The sequence below is a fragment of the Streptomyces sp. NPDC001922 genome (assembly GCF_042891165.1).
Lineage (GTDB): Bacteria > Actinomycetota > Actinomycetes > Streptomycetales > Streptomycetaceae > Streptomyces.
In genome coordinates this window covers 185,254-202,055 of sequence record NZ_JBIASV010000007.1, presented here as the reverse complement: position 1 = coordinate 202,055, position 16,802 = coordinate 185,254, and the positions used below count along the sequence as shown (strand labels likewise).

The 16,802-nt window shown below is 72.7% G+C and carries 17 protein-coding genes and 1 riboswitch; of the genes, 7 read left to right on the top strand and 10 right to left on the bottom strand.

All coding sequences use genetic code 11. The features are described 5' to 3' along the window. Positions 1–608: 608 nt before the first annotated feature. Positions 609–2,102 (top strand): APC family permease, encoded by a 1,494-nt coding sequence (locus ACFYYR_RS14755; RefSeq protein WP_388851913.1) that lies wholly within the window; start codon positions 609–611, stop codon positions 2,100–2,102. 1 nt (position 2,103) lies between these two features. Then, positions 2,104–2,529, top strand: coding sequence for a universal stress protein (locus ACFYYR_RS14750; protein WP_388851910.1), 426 nt, complete (start codon positions 2,104–2,106; stop codon positions 2,527–2,529). Positions 2,530–2,641: 112 nt separating this feature from the next. Here the strand turns inward: ACFYYR_RS14750 and ACFYYR_RS14745 are convergent, their stop codons facing one another. The 3 genes from ACFYYR_RS14745 to ACFYYR_RS14735 form a co-directional block, all read right to left on the bottom strand. Beyond that, positions 2,642–3,034: an ACT domain-containing protein gene (locus ACFYYR_RS14745; RefSeq protein ID WP_388851907.1), complete on the bottom strand. Its 393-nt coding sequence runs from the start codon at positions 3,032–3,034 to the stop codon at positions 2,642–2,644. Between the two features lie 11 nt (positions 3,035–3,045). Next, positions 3,046–3,312, bottom strand: coding sequence for a hypothetical protein (locus tag ACFYYR_RS14740; protein ID WP_388851904.1), 267 nt, complete (start codon positions 3,310–3,312; stop codon positions 3,046–3,048). Positions 3,313–3,320: 8 nt separating this feature from the next. Beyond that, positions 3,321–3,390, bottom strand: a riboswitch (guanidine-III (ykkC-III) riboswitch). A gap of 166 nt (positions 3,391–3,556) precedes the next feature. After that, complete coding sequence (locus ACFYYR_RS14735; protein WP_388851901.1) at positions 3,557–4,492, bottom strand: MBL fold metallo-hydrolase; 936 nt, start codon at positions 4,490–4,492, stop codon at positions 3,557–3,559. A 306-nt stretch (positions 4,493–4,798) separates the two neighbouring features. Here ACFYYR_RS14735 and ACFYYR_RS14730 point away from each other — a divergent pair, with 306 nt between their 5' ends. Genes ACFYYR_RS14730 through ACFYYR_RS14720 form a run of 3 tightly spaced genes read left to right on the top strand, consistent with a single transcriptional unit; the run spans position 4,799 to position 7,046 of the window. After that, positions 4,799–5,017: a hypothetical protein gene (locus ACFYYR_RS14730; RefSeq protein ID WP_388851898.1), complete on the top strand. Its 219-nt coding sequence runs from the start codon at positions 4,799–4,801 to the stop codon at positions 5,015–5,017. Then, the gene (locus tag ACFYYR_RS14725; protein WP_388851895.1) at positions 5,004–6,470 is read left to right on the top strand and encodes an amidase; all 1,467 of its coding nucleotides are present in this window, start codon (positions 5,004–5,006) and stop codon (positions 6,468–6,470) included. Before ACFYYR_RS14730 ends, ACFYYR_RS14725 begins: the two co-directional genes overlap by 14 nt. Before the next feature lie 9 nt (positions 6,471–6,479). Then, positions 6,480–7,046 carry a TetR/AcrR family transcriptional regulator gene (locus ACFYYR_RS14720; protein ID WP_388851892.1) on the top strand — a complete coding sequence of 189 codons (567 nt, stop codon included), beginning with the start codon at positions 6,480–6,482 and terminating at the stop codon, positions 7,044–7,046. A 115-nt stretch (positions 7,047–7,161) separates the two neighbouring features. On the opposite strand, the gene ACFYYR_RS14715 is transcribed toward ACFYYR_RS14720, so the two are convergent. Genes ACFYYR_RS14715 through ACFYYR_RS14705 form a run of 3 tightly spaced genes read right to left on the bottom strand, consistent with a single transcriptional unit; the run spans position 7,162 to position 10,504 of the window. After that, positions 7,162–7,476, bottom strand: coding sequence for an SCO4225 family membrane protein (locus ACFYYR_RS14715; protein WP_388851889.1), 315 nt, complete (start codon positions 7,474–7,476; stop codon positions 7,162–7,164). Positions 7,477–7,529: 53 nt separating this feature from the next. Then, on the bottom strand, positions 7,530–8,186 hold the full coding sequence (locus ACFYYR_RS14710; RefSeq protein WP_388852527.1) for a response regulator: 657 nt from the start codon (positions 8,184–8,186) through the stop codon (positions 7,530–7,532). Next, the gene (locus tag ACFYYR_RS14705; RefSeq protein WP_388851886.1) at positions 8,186–10,504 is read right to left on the bottom strand and encodes a sensor histidine kinase; all 2,319 of its coding nucleotides are present in this window, start codon (positions 10,502–10,504) and stop codon (positions 8,186–8,188) included. The genes ACFYYR_RS14710 and ACFYYR_RS14705 overlap by 1 nt, the downstream gene beginning before the upstream one ends. Before the next feature lie 288 nt (positions 10,505–10,792). On the opposite strand from ACFYYR_RS14705, the gene ACFYYR_RS14700 reads away from it, so the two are divergent. Continuing rightward, positions 10,793–11,734, top strand: coding sequence for an AEC family transporter (locus ACFYYR_RS14700; RefSeq protein WP_388851883.1), 942 nt, complete (start codon positions 10,793–10,795; stop codon positions 11,732–11,734). A gap of 88 nt (positions 11,735–11,822) precedes the next feature. Here ACFYYR_RS14700 and ACFYYR_RS14695 read toward each other — a convergent pair whose 3' ends face one another. Beyond that, a complete protein-coding gene (locus tag ACFYYR_RS14695) occupies positions 11,823–12,227 on the bottom strand; it encodes a hypothetical protein (protein ID WP_388851880.1) in 405 nt (134 codons plus the stop codon). Positions 12,228–12,490: 263 nt separating this feature from the next. Here ACFYYR_RS14695 and ACFYYR_RS14690 point away from each other — a divergent pair, with 263 nt between their 5' ends. Beyond that, positions 12,491–13,123 (top strand): hypothetical protein, encoded by a 633-nt coding sequence (locus ACFYYR_RS14690; RefSeq protein ID WP_388851877.1) that lies wholly within the window; start codon positions 12,491–12,493, stop codon positions 13,121–13,123. 79 nt (positions 13,124–13,202) lie between these two features. Here ACFYYR_RS14690 and ACFYYR_RS14685 read toward each other — a convergent pair whose 3' ends face one another. The 3 genes from ACFYYR_RS14685 to ACFYYR_RS14675 form a co-directional block, all read right to left on the bottom strand. Then, complete coding sequence (locus ACFYYR_RS14685) at positions 13,203–13,571, bottom strand: low affinity iron permease family protein (protein WP_388851874.1); 369 nt, start codon at positions 13,569–13,571, stop codon at positions 13,203–13,205. Positions 13,572–14,036: 465 nt separating this feature from the next. Next, positions 14,037–15,392: an erythromycin esterase family protein gene (locus tag ACFYYR_RS14680; RefSeq protein WP_388851871.1), complete on the bottom strand. Its 1,356-nt coding sequence runs from the start codon at positions 15,390–15,392 to the stop codon at positions 14,037–14,039. A 350-nt stretch (positions 15,393–15,742) separates the two neighbouring features. Continuing rightward, positions 15,743–16,618, bottom strand: coding sequence for an oxygenase MpaB family protein (locus tag ACFYYR_RS14675; RefSeq protein WP_388851868.1), 876 nt, complete (start codon positions 16,616–16,618; stop codon positions 15,743–15,745). Between the last annotated feature and the right edge of the window lie 184 nt (positions 16,619–16,802).

The following is a 16,802-nucleotide window of genomic DNA, read 5'->3' as shown; positions in this document are numbered from 1 at the left end:
AACGGGCTCCCGGATGCCGGCCTCGCGGCCCCGCTCCGGCCATACCGCTGACGAGGCGCCAGAGTGTGCTGCTCCCCGACCATCCCTGTTCGCCGTCCGGCGGTTCCACACGCTCGCAGCGGTTGTCACACCCCTCTGATCTGCCCTGACGGCGCCCGGACCGCTCCCGTTCCTTCGGCCTCCCTCTGCCGTGAGGCGGGGGGCCGTGCATCGGGGCCGCACACCACCGACCGGGGAGGCCCGGCCCCACACACCAGTTGGCCGCCTCCCGCCGCCGTGGCGTGTCGCGGTTGCCGACACCGGGGACGGCGCCCCCTCGGGGCCCGGCTCCTCCGGCTCCACCCGTTGGTCCGACCGAGCGAACCGGTCCTGCGCGCCTGCGGCCCCCGAGCGTGTACGGCGTCGGCGGAAGGGCGCGCCGGGGAAGCCCCGGGAGAAGCCCGGCCCGCACATCGCCCGCCGGGCTTGCGGCGCAGCAGCACCCCCGCCCGGTCGCCACGGCCCCTCCCCCCGCTCCTACCTGACATGCGTCGGCAGGAGTGATCCAATGACACCAAATCACCCTATGGCGCGATTTTCTGGATCCACGCACGACGAAGCGAGGGAACATGGCCGACGACACCGTTGACGCGAGACCTCCCCAAGAGCTGAAAGCCGATGCGATCAGCTTTCTCGACGCGCTCGTCATCGGACTCAACGCCACCTCCCCGGCATACTCACTGGCCGCGGTCATCGGTCCGGTCGTGGCACTCGTGGCGATCTACGCCCCCGGGGTGATGCTCGCTTCGTTCGTCCCGATGCTGCTCATCGCGTCCGCGTTCTACTACCTCAACAGGGTCGACCAGGACTGCGGCACGACGTTCTCGTGGGTCACCCGGGCCATGGGCCCGTGGGCGGGGTGGCTCGGCGGCTGGGCCATCGCCATGACCGGGGTGCTCGTCGTCGGATCGCTGGCCGATGTCGCCGTGAGCTTCGCGCTGCTCGCCTTCGGCCTCGACAGCTGGGTCGACAACGAGGTCGTACGCCAGATTCTCACCGTGGCGCTGATCCTCGTCATGACCGCCATGTGCGTCATCGGCACCGAGCTGTCGGCCAGGGTGCAGAACGTGCTGATCCTCCTTCAGGTCGTCTTCCTGCTGATCTTCGTGGCGGTGGCGCTCTACAAGGTCTACAACGGAACGAGTGCCTTCGATTCCATCGAACCGAAGTTCGGCTGGCTGAACCCCTTCGGGGCCGGAGGCGCCTCGCTGACCAGCGGGCTGCTGCTGGGCGTGTTCATCTACTGGGGCTGGGAGTCCGCGGTCAACCTGAACGAGGAGACCGAGAACTCCGCCAGCGCGCCCGGCAAGGCCGCGGTCTGGTCGACGATCGTGCTGCTGGTGACCTATCTGTCGGTCGCCTTCGCCGTCGTGGCCTACGCCGGCACGACCTTCCTGACCGACAACGCCGACGAGGAGGAGTTCATCTTCGCGCTGCTCGCCGGCGAGGTGATGGGCGGCTGGGACTGGATCGTCCTGCTGGCGGTGTCCACCTCCGCGCTCGCCTCCACCCAGACCACGATCATCCCGGCCTCGCGCACCGCGCTGTCCATGGCCCGGCGCCATGCGCTGCCCGGCTGGTTCGGCCGCATCCACCCCCGGTTCCGTACCCCGGACGTGAGCACCTGGTGGGTCGCGGGCATCGCCATCGCCTGGTACCTGGTGGTCCGCCAGATCAGTGAGAACGCGCTCTTCGACTCCCTCACCGCGCTGTCCCTGCTCATCGCCTTCTACTACGCGCTCACGGGGCTGGCCTGCGCGGTCTACTACCGCCGCCACCTCACCGAGAGCCTCCACAACTTCCTCCTCATCGGCGCCGGCCCGCTCATCGGGGCCGGGCTGCTGGCATGGCTGCTGGTGGAGTCCGTCGGCGACATGGCCGATCCCGCGAACTCCTACAGCGGAGTCTCCTGGTTCGGTCTCGGCCCGCCGCTGGTCATCGGCATCGCGATCTCCGTCGCCGGCGTGGTGATCATGGTCGTGTGGCGGCTCCTCTCCCCCGTCTTCTGGTCGGAGCGCCCGGGCGTCGCCGACCCCGACCTCGTGCACGCCAAGGAGGCCTGAGATGTCCGTTGTCCTCGGATACGACCAGTCGCCGGGCGCGGCACGCGCCCTGCGCGTCGCGATCGAGGTCGCGGCCGCGTTCGACGAGCGCCTCGTACTCGTCTACGGCGCCGCCGCCCCGGGCATCACCGGGGAGGAGTACCAGGCGCACCACGACGCGGTCCGTCAGGCCGGCCGTTCCGGACTGGACCGGGCCGTCCGGGCCGCCGACGAGGCGGGCGTGCCGAGCACCGTCGAGATCATCGACGAGAAGCCGGAACAGGCGCTGATGGACGCCGCGTCCCGGCACGGCGCGCGGGTGATCGTGGTCGGCAGCTGGGGCGAGAGCCCCATGCGCGGCGCGCTCCTCGGCTCCACCCCGCACAAGCTCCTCCACCTGTCGACCGTCCCGGTGCTCTGCGTCCCGACGGCGGAGGAGGGCTCCTGAGGGATGCCCCCTCCGCCGGGTTCCGCAAGGTGCCCGGAGCGCCGGCGGGCATGCGGCACCCGTTCGGTGAGCGCTGCCGCGGCCGGTGCACCCGACTACGGGGCCGGCTCCCTCAGTCGCCGAGTCGTTCCAGGGCGGCCAGGGCCCGGGCGGCGTCGGCGTGGGGGACGAAGAGGTGGTCGTGGTGGTAGCCGGCGACCACGTTGCAGCTCAGGCCGGCCCCGGCCAGGGCCTCGGCCACAGCCGCCGTGAGGCCGACCGCGTCGAGTGCGGAGTGCACGCGCAGGGTGATCCAGCCGGCGACGTACTCATAGGCGAGGCCCGCCCGGTCGGCGTCCTCCTTGCTCAGGACGAGGGTCAGGCCCTCCTCTTCGGCGACGGTGACGACGGGGCGGGCTCCGGCGGGAACGCGGCCGTCGGAGGCGACGGTGAACACGTACTCGCCCGTGTTGAGCTGCGGGCTCATTCCGGCGAGCAGCTTGCGGAGGTCTTTCTCTCCTGCCACGGGGGTTCTCCTCAGGGATCGGGCCGGTCGGTAGGGGCCGGCGTGCGCAGGCACGCGGCGGCCAGGGAAAAGGCGGACACCAGGGCCCAGGAACCCTCCAGCAACAGGAAGCCCCAGGACTCCTGGGTGAAGGCGATCGCCGCGAGGGCCGCCGAGCCGAGGAGGTTCAGCGACAGGGCGGTACGGGAGTCCCAGCGCAGGTGGCCGGTCCGGCCGGCGACGTAGGCGACCAGGATGAGGAGGGAACCGGTGATTTCGACGAGATCGATGCGATGCATGGGTACGCTGCGAGCCGTCTTTGCTGGGCCGGGTACGGCAACGCTCTCGTCCGGGGCGGCACCGGAACGGCGCCACCGCCGCCCACTGTAGCCCAGACGGCTCCGGGCCCGGCCCCGGGAGGGCGGCCCCTTCCCGACGTGCGGACCGTTCAGGGCCGACGGGCCTGACAGCACGCAGTACCCGTCTGCGGTTGTCACCGCAGCACCTTCCGCCCTGTGACGGGCAGGGCTTCGCCGCCTCGGGTCAGCGCAGCGCGGCCGCGGTCCCTTGAGTCGGCGGGACGGGCAGCAGCCGGAAGGCGTCCTCGTGTGCGGTCACGTGGCCGGCGGTGGGCGGCGGGAAGTGGGTGCCCAAGAGGAGGGTGCCCGTACCGGCCAGCGAGGCGAGCAGCTCACGGCGCGTCGCCTCGGACTGCTGCGGGTCGATGTCGACGCAACTGCCGATGGCCGGGTGGGCGAGCTGGACGGGGTGGTGGATGCAGTCGCCGGTGATCAGCGCTGACGCGTTACCGCTGATGAGCTCGACGGCGATGTGTCCCGGTGTATGGCCCGGGGTGGGCAGCAGGCGCAGGCCGGGGGCGAGTCGGGCGCCTTCGGCCGGCACGTCGACCGCATCGAGCAGTCCGGCCTTCTCGACCGGGAACACGGAGTCCCGGAACATCTGCCGCCGCGGTTCGTCCATGTCGTACCCGGCCCAGAACTCCCACTCCGTACGGGAGGTGACGTAGCGGGCGTTGGGGAAGGTGGGCACCCACGCGCCGTTCTCCTCACGGGTGTTCCAGCCGACGTGATCGGTGTGCAGATGGGTCAGGAGCACCAGGTCGACGGAGGCCGGGGCGAAACCGGCGGCGGTGAGACGGTCGAGGTAGCCGGTTTCGAGGTTGTGCCACGCCGGGTCGGCCCGTGTCTTGCCGTTGCCGATGCCGGTGTCGACCAGGACGCGGAGCCCGTCCACCTCGAAGGCGAAGCTGTGACTGTCGATGCGCGGAAGGCCGTCGCCGTCCGCGAAGTCCGGTCGCAGCCAGGCCTGTTGCGAAACCACCTCCTCGGTGGCGTCGGGCAGCAACCAGCGTCCGGTCGCGGGCGGCAGGGGAACCTCGTCGATGCGGTGGACGGCGATGTCGCCCACGGCCCAGGAGGGGGCGGGAGTGTCGGTGTCGTGGGCCGGTGCCGTGTACATGTGCTGACGGTTCCTTTCGTGAGAGCGGGTCCGGAGTCGGTGGCGACTCGGGTGCCGGGCGGTCCGCCGTGCGGCCGCACGCCGCGGCGCCGGCGCGGCTCGCAGCGCGCCCCAGGGGCCATCGGGGGCGATCGTGCCGGCCGGACGGCCTCGGTGCGCGAGCAAGTGCGCCCGGCGACAGGCGGGCACCTTTAAAGCTAAGTGTTTGCGTTTAGTGACCGTAGGGCCTACGGTCACTAAACGCAAACACTTAGCTTTACGCGAGGGCCCGACCGGCCATTCCCGCCCGCCCGAGGAGACGCCCCCATGTCCACCGACGAACTCACCGCCGCTGAGGCGGCCCGCTGGGCCGCCCGGGCCGGGCTGCCGCTGGAGGAAGCGCGCCACGACGGGGTGGCGGCCACGGCCCGTCACATCCATGCCGTCGTGTCGGTGCTGCGAGAGCTCGACTTCGGCGACACCCCGCCCGCGTTCGCGTACCGCGCCGGAGAGCCCGGAGAGGAGGAGCTCGATGCAGCCGTATGAACGGTCGCTCGCCGACGCCGCGGAGGCGATACGGCAACGGCGGCTGTCCCCCGTCGAACTGGTGGATTCGGTGCTCGACCGCATCGAGCACGTCGAACCCCGCCTGAGCGCCTACAGCGCCGTGACGGCCGAACGGGCCCGTCGCGCTGCGCGCGAGGCCGAGCAGGAAGCCGTGGCGGGCCGCTTCCGTGGTCCGCTGCACGGCATTCCCATGGGCCTCAAGGACCTGATCGATGTCGCGGGCATGGCCACCGCGGCCGGCTCCCGGGTCCGGTCCGGGCACCGTGCGGAGACCGACAGTACGGTCACCGCACGCCTGGCGGCTGCCGGTGCGGTGCTGGTCGGCAAGACCCATACGCACGAGTTCGCGTACGGCCTGATCACGCCCCGGACGCACAACGCCCGGGACGCGGGGCGGGTCGCCGGCGGATCCAGCGGCGGATCGGCCGTCGCCGTCGCGGCGGGCACCGCCACGTTCGCTCTGGGCACCGACACCGGCGGCTCGATCCGCGTCCCGTCCGCACTGAACGGCGTCGTGGGCCTCAAGCCGACCTACGGACTCGTGCCCCGTCACGGTGTGACGAGCCTGTCCTGGTCGCTGGACCACGTCGGCCCCATCACCCGGACCGTCGAGGACGCGGCGCTGGTCCTGACCGCTCTCGTCGGACACGATCCCCGCGATCCGGCCTCCCTCGCCGCCCCCGTCGCCGGCTACCGGCCGCACACCGGAACGGATCTGACGGGGCTGCGCGTCGGCGTGCCGCGCACCTACTACTTCGACCACGTCGACCCACAGGTGGAGGCCGCGGTCCGGCGTGCCGTCGACCGGCTGGCGGCCCTCGGCGCACGGCTCGTCGAGGTCGACATCCCGATGGCGCGCTACATCCGGGCCACCCAGTGGGGGCTGATGGTCCCCGAGGCCACGGCCTACCACGAACGGACCCTGCGGGCCGTCCCCGACCTGTACGGGGCCGACGTCCGCGCCCTGCTCGAGGCCGGCGAACTCATGACCGCCGGGGACTACCTGCGCGCCCAGCGCTCCCGGATGCTGATGCGCCGGGAATGGGCGCGCATGCTGGAGGACGTCGACGTGATCGCCGCCCCGACGGTCCCGACGACTGCGGTGCCGGCCGGCCTGGAGACGATCACCTGGCCCGACGGCACCGTCGAGAGCGTCCCGGACGCCTATGTGCGCCTCTCCGCACCCGCCAACATCACCGGGGTCCCCTCGCTGACTCTCCCGGTCGGGCACGACCGGGAGGGGATGCCGATCGGGATGCAACTGCTCGGGCGTCCCCTGGCCGAGGCAGTGCTCCTGCGGGTCGGCTGCGCGTACGAGCGGGCCGAACGCCTCTGTGAGCCCGGCCGGGCGGGCGGGCGGCGGGAGCAGGCTCCGGCTCCTCCCCGGCGGGCGGGCTCCGGGCCGGCTCCGGCCGCGACACATGCGATTTAAAGTGGAGCCATGAGTGGACGGCAGATGGTGCGTCCCGGTGGGCGCAGCGCCCGGGTCCAGGCCGCGGTCCACGCCGCGGTGCGGGACCTCGAGTCGGAAGCGGGCCGGGGCTCTCTGACGATTCCGCTGGTCGCCCAGCGGGCCGGGGTCACCCCGTCGACGATCTACCGTCGTTGGGGTGACCTCCAGGAGCTGCTGTCGGATGTGGCGGTGGAGCGGCTGCGCCCCGAGGCGGCGCCGGAGGACCTCGGCGATCTGGCGTCCGACCTGACGGCCTGGGCCGAACAGTTCCTCGACGAGATGGCCTCTCCCCCGGGCCGGGCCTACGTCCGCGACGCGCTGCTGGGAGACCCGGACGGCGGGAACGCCGGCCAGTGTTCGGACTACGCGGCGGAGCAGATCGACATCATGCTCCGCCGCGCGGCCGACCGCGGGGAGCGGGCGCCCGGCACCGAGACCGTCATCGACCGCCTCGTCGCACCGTTGATGTACCGCGTCCTCTTCCGCCCCCACGGCCTGGACGGCGCCTATGCGCGCCGCCTCGTCGCGGACGCTCTCGGCGCGGCCGGCCGCTGACCGGGGGCGGCACGGCCGGGCCGCCGACCGGAGCACGCCCGGATCGACCGCCACCCGGATTCGACCGCCCACCGCGCCGGACGGCACCGGGCCGGGGTGGGAGCCGGTCCCGGGCTCAGTGGCGTGCGGCGCCGCGCTGCTGGAGGGTCCGGGTGCACCAGCCGATCAGAGTGGCGTTGATCAGCGCGCCGGCGATCACGGCCGGGTACAGGAGGGCCGACGGGCCCGGGAGTGCGACGAGGACCATGCTGACGGGGGCGGTGACGAGCAGCGGGATGACGCCGAACAGGCTGGCGTCGGGGTGCTCGACGAACGTGCTGTCCACCCAGGTCCAGATGAGCAGCGCGCAGCACACCGCGAGATATCCCCGGGCGTACCAGTTGACGAAGGCCAGCGCGAGGACGCGCTGTATCCGGCTGGTGTTGCTCATGGTCCGCTTCTCTCATTTCCTCGGTGACGGTTGCCGGCAGGAGTGCGCGGCCGTCATGGCGCCCGGAAGTCGCTCGGCCGTACCAGGCCGATGTCGTAGGCGAGGATGGTCGCCTGGACCCGGTCCCGGAGCTCCAGCTTGGTCAGGATTCTGTTGACGTGGGTCTTCACGGTTCCCACGGCGACGTCGAGGTCGTCGGAGATCTCGGCGTTGGTCATCCCCGATGCCACGAGCCGGAGGATCTGCCGTTCGCGCGGGGTGATCCGGCTCAGGACTCCGGAGGTGTCCGCGGCGGCGGGCGGCCCTTGCGCGAAGGAGTGGATGAGCCTCCCGGTGACGGACGGGGCGAGCATGCCGTCCCCGGCCGCCACCACACGGATCGCGCCGAGCAGGTCCTCGGCGCGGGCGTCCTTGAGGAGGAACCCCGAGGCGCCCGAGCGCAGCGCTTCGTAGACATAGGCGTCCAGGTCGAAGGTGGTGAGGATCAGGATCCGCGGAGCGTCGTCGAGGGCCGTGATCAGCCTGGTCGCGGTGAGTCCGTCGACGCCGGGCATCCGTACGTCCATCACGACGATGTCGGGGCGGAGCCGTTCGGCGAGCTCGACGGCCGCAGCACCGTCACCGGCCTCGCCGACGACCTCCATGTCGGGTTCGGCGCCGATGACGGCGACGAACCCGGACCGGACGACCAGCTGGTCGTCGACGACCATCACGTCGATGGCGATGGTGATCCCTCCTTCTGCTGAACCTGTCCGTAACCGGCGGGCAGCCGCACCCGCAGCGTGCCCGGGGAATCCGCGGTGACCTCGCCACCGAGCACATCCGCCTGTGCTCTCAGCAGGGTCATGACGGGCTCCGCGGTGGCCCGTGGCACGCCGGACACGACGAGGTCCAGCCGCTCCGCTGCGTGCACCAGCAATACGTCCGCCGGGTCACCGTCGCCCGCGCCCAGGGCCCGCTCCACGATCCGGAAGGCGGCCAGGCCCACGCTCGTGGGCAGCGGCCCCGCCGCGGCCTCCGGCTCGTGCAGCGTCACCTGCCGCCCCAGCGCCCGGTACTGACGGCAGAGCAGATCGAGGTCGTCGACGGTGGGCTGCGGGGCGCGCTCCGCGTCCGGCGGGGCGGTGTGGAGGTGACTCAGCAGCTCCCGCATGGCGGCCAACGCCTCCCTGGCGTCCGCTGCCGCCTCCGCCAGCTCGCCGCGTTCCGCCCGGCCGACCATGCGTCCGGTCCGGCTCAGCACGCTCTCGCGCAGTCCGCGGACCATGCGCTGCCGCTCCGCGCTCGCTTCGGCGACCGCCGCCGACACGGCGGCGGCGAACGCGTCGCCCTCGGACGCCAGCGTGCGGTCCCGTCGGGCGCGCCGGGCCCGCCCGGCCCACCAGGCGCCGGTGAACAGCCCGGTGGCCGCCAGGGCCGCTCCCCCCGCCCAGGCCACGGTGGCCCCGTCGGCCGCGGCGCCCCGCCCCGCTGCCAGGAGCGTGACGGTCGCCAGCTGCCCGCAGCCGGCGAGCGGCACGGCCGCCCAGGGCGGCGGAGTCCCGCGGCGGTGCACGGCGACGCCGAACACCGTCACGGCCGTCACAGCCGCACTGGCCAGGAGGGGAACCGCGTACGGCCCGTCCGGGGCGCCGAGTGCCACTGCCAACGGCCAGAGGCCGGACAGGACCAGCACCGCGCAGAACACCGTCCACGGCGCACGCCGTATCCCGAGCAGGGGCAGGCACTGCGTGCCCGCCAGCAGAGCGGTCAGCGCGCCCGGCCCGAGTCCGGAGCCGGGAGCGTCGGACGTCGCCGGTGAGGCGAGGGCAGGAAGCAGCGGATTCGTCACCAGGCCCACGGCTGCCACACCTTGAGCGAGCCGGAACCGGTCCACCCGCCGGGCCGGGCCGCCCGCGCCCGGGCGGCTGCCGGGCAGCTCGGCCCGTACACACCATCCGCCGTCCCGCTCGGGGCCGGCGGTGAGCCGCCCGCCGGCGGCGCGGGCCCGCTCGCGCATACCCGCAACGCCCCGGCCGCCGCCCAGTTCGGACGAGCCGTCGGCCGCGCGGGCGGGCGCGGCGTTCCGGACCTCGAGCTCCACGGCGTCGCCCACGGCGGTGCAGCGGACCCGCACTTGGGCGTCCGGAGCGTGCCGCAGCGCATTGGTCAGCGCCTCCCGCACGATGCCGTGCACTGCCTCGCCCCGCGTTCCCGGCAGGTCGGACGGCAGGTCGAGGAGGATCGGCTGCCCGAGCCTCCGCAGGCCGGCCGCGAGCTCCTCGATCTGCCGGACGACGCTCCCCGACTCCTCGACGGGCCCGCCCAGTCCGGAACGGGCCTTCACCAGCGTGCCCAGCACCTCGTAGCCGGTACGGGTGACGAAATCCAGCGCCTCCCGGGTCATCGCGGGCCTGCTGTCCCCCAGTCTGAGGGCGGCCTCGGCGGTGACGACGACCCCGGTCAGGTGATGGGCGCTGACATCGTGCAGCTCTCTCGCCAGCCGGCCGCGTTCCACCTCGGGCAGCCGCCGCCTCTCCTCTTCGGCGCGGGCCAGCCGGCGTGCGGCGGCCGCCCGGTCCCGGGACCGGCGCCGGGCCGGCATGCCGATGCCGAGGGCGAGCGCGTACGTGCCGACGGTGAGCAGGATGTCCAGGCCCTGGGCGCGGCCGATCCCGTGCAGGGACATGCCCCACAGCGTCTGCCAGCCCACCAGCGCGGCGGCGACGAGCACCGTGGTCCGGGCGTCGCAGCGCGCGGCCACGGCGTGGAGCGCCAGGCCTGCACCGGCGGTTCCCAGCACGGCGAAGCCGCCGGGGGGAACGCCGGTGGAGCCGAGCGCGCAGGCCGACACGACCGCCAGGAGGGCCAGGACCGGCCTCCGGCGCCGCCACGCCAGCGCCGCGCCGACCGGTGCGATCACCAGAGCAGCGGTGAGCAGCGCCGGGCCCGGTACCCGTTCCGCACGCAGCAGCGCGAGTCCGGGCCAGCCGAGCACCTGAGCGCACATCAGGACGATCGGCAACGTCCGATCCGGGAAGTTCTTCATGACATGACGAGACTATGGGCCACTGACCAGGGTTTACGTCCCCCCTCGGGACGAAGCCGCCGTGTATCCCGGGATAGACGCCCTGTCGTCCTTCGCTGTCCGGGGCCGCAGTCGGCTCGGGGCCGGGCGAGGGCCCCGGCGTCCCACGGCCCGGACATCCGGCGCTGCCGCTCAGGATCATGAACACTTCGGAGTCGACGGCGGGAACACCTGCTGACGGCCGCGCCTGGGGAGAACGTCGCGGCTCAACGGGTGTTTCACGAAGGGTGGTTCACGAAAGGGTGGTTCATGGAAGCGCTGGAGAAACTCGTACCGGTCCTCCTGGCCTTCGGGGGCGGGATCGTCCTCGCCCGCCGGAAGGTGGTGCCGGCCGAGAGCTCCAAGGTCTTCGCGGACTACGCGTTCCTCTTCGCGGTGCCCTGCTACTTGTTCGGGAACATCTCCACCAGCGACCTCTCCCGGCTCTTCGACTGGCGCGCGCTCACCGGCTACGCCGCCGCGGCGGCCCTCGCCGTCGTCCTGATCGGTGTGTTCGCCCGGATGCTGGGGGTGCGTGGGCCGCGCGAGGTGGCGCTGCGCATCATGGCGGCCGTCCAGGTCAACACGGCCATCTTCGCGGTGCCCGTGTTCATCATGCTGTTCGGGAACGCAGCCCCGGTCTTCCCGGTACTGCTCTTCCAGGTCTGTGTGCTGTCCCTGGTGATCGTCTCGATCATGGAACTGGGCCGCCCGGGCAGCTCCGGCAGCCCGGCGCGCAAGCTCCGCACCGCGCTCGTCGCCTCGCTGCTGACCCCCGTGGTGGTCGCCTGCAACGCCGGAATCGTGGTCAATCTGCTGTCCCTGCACCTGCCGCGAACGGTGCTGGACAGCTTCGCCTTCGTCGGCGACAGCGCCTCCCCCGTGGCCCTGTTCGCCCTCGGTCTGCACCTGGGCGGCGCGGGCCTGACGCTACGGGGCACCACGCGCGAGGAGATGTGGCTCATCTCCTTCAAGTGCGTGGCCTTCCCGCTGCTGACCTACGCGGTCTGCCGCTTCGGCTTCGGGGTGGGCGGCGACTGGCTGCACCACCTCGTGGTGATCGCCGCGATGCCCGCCCCGCAGAACCTGTTCGTCTTCGCCCAGCGCTACAAGGTGAGCGTGGACCTGTCCGCCGCCCTCGTCGTCAAGAGCTCGGCGGTCGCCCTGGCGCTGCTCCCGCTGTGGATGCAGTGGGTCGCGCACGCGGGCTGAGCGCCCATCCGACGCACCTGGACAGCCCGCCGAACGCCGGGGCGGCGGCCGGCCCGTTGCTGCCGACCGCCCGCCGCCCCGTTGCTGCTCAGCCGTTGTAGACGGCCCAGCGCTTCACCTTTCCGTGGCCGGAGCAGTCGCCGCCGAACTTCCAGTAGCCGACGCCGACCAGCGGACCCCGGATCGACGTACCGTCCGTGCACAGCGTGTAGGCACCCGAACGTCCGGACGACACACGGCAGTTGGCCTTCCAGCGCTTTCCGCTGTTGACGAAGTCCCTGCAGTACGAGACCCGGGCGGGCGAGAAGGACCCGGCATCGGTGCGGTGCAGGGCCTGCTTCCCGGGCTCGGCGTCGGCGTGCGCGGCCGGCCGGGACGTCTTCGCGTGGACACCCTCCGGAACCACGGGTCCGGCCAGTGCCGGAGCGGCGGCGCCACCCGCCAGGGCGGCCGCTACGGCCACCAGGGCGAAGGCCTTCTTGGCACGGGTCATGGCAACTCCTCTTGGTATAGGGCCATGGGGAGGGCGTACGACCGGACGCGCCGTGTCCTCACCCCCGTTGGCCGGGAACGGCTTCCCGGCCTGTCACCACGGTGCCGGTCCCGGCCGTCCGCCCGTATCGCCCTGGGGTCGGACACACCGCCGGCCGCCTCCACCGGATGGCGGAGGCACGACCGGCCACACCCGCGCCGTGATCCTCGTCCGTCCCGGCAGAGCCGGCCGCTCATCCCCCGCGCCTGGTCCAGAATCGACGGATGGACGTCCCCGAGCTGCTGGAAGCCGCCTCTCTCCTGGTCCCCGAGGAGATCGCCACCGAGAACGACCTCACCGTGGGCGACGTCTGGGAGTACCTCACCGAGGACGCCTGGGAGGTGGCCTTCGGGCTGCTGGAGGACCTCGGCGGCGCCCGGCACCTGCCGCTCGGCTTCTGGGAGAGGATGGCCGACGCCGCCGAACAGCTACGGATGAAGCGCAGCGCGGCCTGGTGCCACTGGCGCTGCCACGAGACCCGGTACGGCGTCATCCGAGCCGATCTCACCCTCCGGCCGGCCTCCGAGACGCGACGTCGGACACCGCTTCCCGGCGCCGGCACGCTGCGGCCGATGTGGGACATCGGCCATCGCACGCCGGCCGGCGAACCGGACCTGGCCATCGCCGCGCTCTGGGTGGAGGTCACTCCCTTCCTGGAGCCCGGCGGGCGCGCCACGGCGCGTCTCGCTCCGTTCACCCCCGCGCGGTGGCAGCACCTCCGGCCCGGCCGGGCGATCACCCTGCACGAGGGCCGGCCGCCGGCCGGGACGGCGGTCGTCCTGGAGGTTCGGGGCCCGGCCGGGCCCGGCGCCCTCCACGCGCCGGTTCCGCCCCGGCACGCCGACGGGCGGGGCTGACGAGCGGATCCGCTCGGCCGGCCCCGCCCGGCGGGCCGAGGTCGTCAGGAAGGGCAACGGGCGGTAGGCGACGGGGCCGTCAGGTCTCGTCCTCCATGCGGATGGCGTCCCGGAGGTCCTGAGCGGACTGCCCCGATCTGCCCTCCTGGGCGTCGAGCAACGCGGTGGCGATGGCATCCAGCTTGCGCTGGATGGCGTGTTCGGCCCGCCGCTCGGAGTTCTTCAGCAGAGCCAGCAGCAACAGGGTGACCGCCGTCATGGCGTCCCCGAGCAGCAGCAGCCACTTCAGCGGCACATGCACCAGGTGAGCGCCGACGACGGCCGCCACCAGGGCCAGGCACAGCCCGAAGAAGACCGGTGAGCTGGTGAAGTTCGACGCCTTCTCGGCGAGGCGGGCGAACCGCCCCTGTGTACTGCCGCCGCGATGAGCGGGATGTTGCAGCGTCATGCGGTCTCCTCACCTGGTCCCGGGGATGTCTGCCCGGGCCAGGTCACCTGGTCCGGGGGTGTCCGCCCGGGTCCGGCGCTCTCCGGACCCGGGCAGCTTTTCAGTGACAGTGGAGCGTCACCCGACAACGGTGCGTCACAGGCGGCCGGCGTGGCGCCGCCCGTGGGCAGCGACCGCGGCTACGGCGTCGCGGCGCGCCGCGACCTGGCACGGCGGACGACGAGGAGCGGCGACGGCGCCACCGGCGGTGCGGAACCCGTCTGCGGTTGTTGTCGGCACGGCAGTCCTCCGTCCTGGAGCCGGGATGCGGTCGGTGGCTGATGAGGATGGCAGGCATCCACCGGTGCGACTGCCCGGCGAGCGCAGGAGAAAACTGGCGGACACCCTGGGGTGACGGACGGGAATCCGCTGGTCACGCAAGGCCGCGTGAGCCCGCGTGAAGCCGCGTGCGGGAATCCCCGCGGTTCACTCGGGGAGCAGCCCCGCGGCCGTGACCCGGTGCAGATGGATCAGGACGTCGTGGCTGGGCAGCAGCGGGATGTCGAACTTCGACAGCTCCGGGTAGACGGTGCCGATGCTCAGGGTCGGGCGGGCGGTGGCGAGCCAGTCCCGGGCCGCCGGAGCGGCGGTCCGCTGGTCCAGCAGGTAGTCACGGTGGCGCACCCGGTCCAGGGTGTGCTCGTTACTGCCCGGGGCCGCAGGGCCCACGGTGAACCGCCGGTACGTCCCGTCGCCGCCGTCCGCGTTGAACGATCCGCGGTCGAAGGTGAATCCGACGCTCAGGTAGTCCCGTCCGACGAGTTCACGGATGACATCGCCCTGCATCCGGGGGTAGTGCTCCGGGTCGTAGGTCCGATAGGCGACATGGGCGTTGTGCGCGGACAGCAGGGTCCGGTCCCCCGTCTTCCGCTGCCACCACACCGTGTTCTCGGCCATGACGCGGTCGCGGTAGCTCATCGCCGCCCGGCGCTGCTCGGGGTCGTCGAAGTCGAACGCGTACCCCTCGGCGGTCCGGTCGATCGCGGTCGCGTCCTGGAGGATCCAGTCGAACCGGTCCCGCTCCGCGCCGGATTCCGGTCGCAGGTTCGCCAGGAGCCGACGGGCCCGCGCGGTCCTGGAGGCCATCTCCTTCCGCTCGGCGAGCGGCTTGGCCAGATAGTCCTTGATGTAGGTTTCCACGTCCGTCGTGGGGCGCAGCCCGCGGTACAACGCGGTCAACTCGGGCAGCAGTTCGGGCTCGTGGTCGCGCGGCCAGTCGGTCACCGTGTCGTAGAGGGCCGGGCCGGAGTAGCCGAAGTCGTTGCCCATGAACCGGACGGGGTCCCCGGGGTGGTCCTTGTTGTAGTCGCGCATCCAATGGATCAGGGAGAGGTATTCGCGGTTGTTCCAGAGGCGGTAGGACTCTTGGAACTCCTCCCGCATGATCTGCCGCGGATCGCCCTCGCCGCGCAGCACATAGGCGTCGAGCCGCTGTCCGGTGCTCCAGGGGGCCTCCAGGGCGAACGTCCGGAAGCCCTTCTCCCGGACCAGGTAGCGGAAGACGCGGTGCTTCATGGTGAAGAACTCGTGGGAGCTGTGCGTGGCCTCCCCCAGCCCCACGATCCGCGCGTCGCCGATCATCCGGCCGAGCGGGCGCAGATCGTGCATGGCCCCGGACGGTCCGGTGGAGCGGAGCGGGACGGCGGCCCGGTCCAGGGCGCGTAAGGCCGCATCCGGCCGGGACCGGGCCGCCGCGGGGGCGGCTGTGGCAGGTGCGGCTGTGGCGAGTGCGGCCAGCAGGGCCGGCACCGACAGGAGACGTATGAACCGATGTTGTGTCATGTCTCAAGTCTCTTGATGCAGCAGCCTGTTGACGATCGAGCGGTCCCCCGCGTTCTTGGTGGGGACATCCCCCGATGGTGGCACCGGCCGGGCCGCATGTCGCTGCGGCCCACGCGGCGCGTTGTGCGGGATGCAGGAAGCCGCCGCCGTCCGATGCTGCTCACCGGCCGGCGGCGTCAGGCGCGTTCCCGTTCGTGCGTCTCCTCGATGGCTGCGGCCCGGGTGCGACGGCGGCCCGCACCGGCCACCGCCGCCGGGCGGCAACCCGCCCCAGCAGCACTGAGCACCATCTGCATGGATGTTCCTCGACCCCGGCTTCCCGGTGCGCCGCGGCAGGCGCGGCCGTGCGCTCAGCCGGTCCCCGCCGGGGGCGGCGTCATGGCCCAGCGGATGGTGCGGGTGAGCGCGTGCCCGGTAAGCCGGACGCAGGTCTCCTCGATGCCGGGCAGATACGGGAGCCGGAGCGGGCCGCGGGCCCAGCGCGGGAGGGCGGACACCGATGTCGCGGCCAGCAGCGCGTAGGGGGCACGGGCGATCGGGGGCAGCGGCGGGTGCAGCAGGATGAAGCGGGCGGCCTCCCGGGCCTCCCGTGTGGCGCGCAGCTCCGGACGGTAGGCGTCGAGGCGCCGGGCCAGTTCGGCCCGGTTGCGCGGCGGATCGAGGACGCCGAGGGCCTCCGCGACGCGTGCGGTGTCGGCGACGTAGCCGTCGCAGCCCGCGGCGTCCAGCGGGTGCGCGCCGTAGAGCTGATGGGCGCGCAGGAAGCTGTCGACCTCGGCGACGTGCACCCAGCCCAGCAGATGCGGATCGGCCGCGTGGTACGGCTCCCCGGCGGCTGTCGTGCCCCGCACGCGGTCGTGCACGGCCCGCACCCGGTCGACCGCGTGCTGTGCGTCCTCGGCCGTGCCGAAGGTCGTGACGGCGAGAAAGGTGCTGGTGCGCTGGAGCCGTCCCCAGGGGTCGCCGCGGTAGCCCGAGTGGGCCGCGACGGCGGCCATGGCCAGCGGGTGCAGGGACTGCAGGAGGAGGGCGGTCAGGCCACCGATGAACATCGACGCGTCGCTGTGCACGGTGCGGATGGGCCGGTCCGGTGCGAACCAGCGCGGCCCGGGGCTGCCGTGGATGCGGGCACGGTTCTCCGGACCGGCAGGGCCCGCCACGCGGGCGAAGAGGCTGCTGCCGATCCGTTGCCGCAGGTCGCCGACGCGGGGCACGGAGACGTCCACATGACCAGTATCGGGTGTGGGGTGGGTTTCGGGGGTGGGTTTCCGGCCGGTGCCCTGGTGCGGGTGCCGGCTTTGTTGGGTGCGGGTGTGTGGTGGGTTTCGGGGGTGGGGGGGGGGGGGGGGGGGGGGGGGGGGGGGTTTTTTTTTTGGGGGGGGGGGGGCCCAAAACAAAGGAGAGGCACGG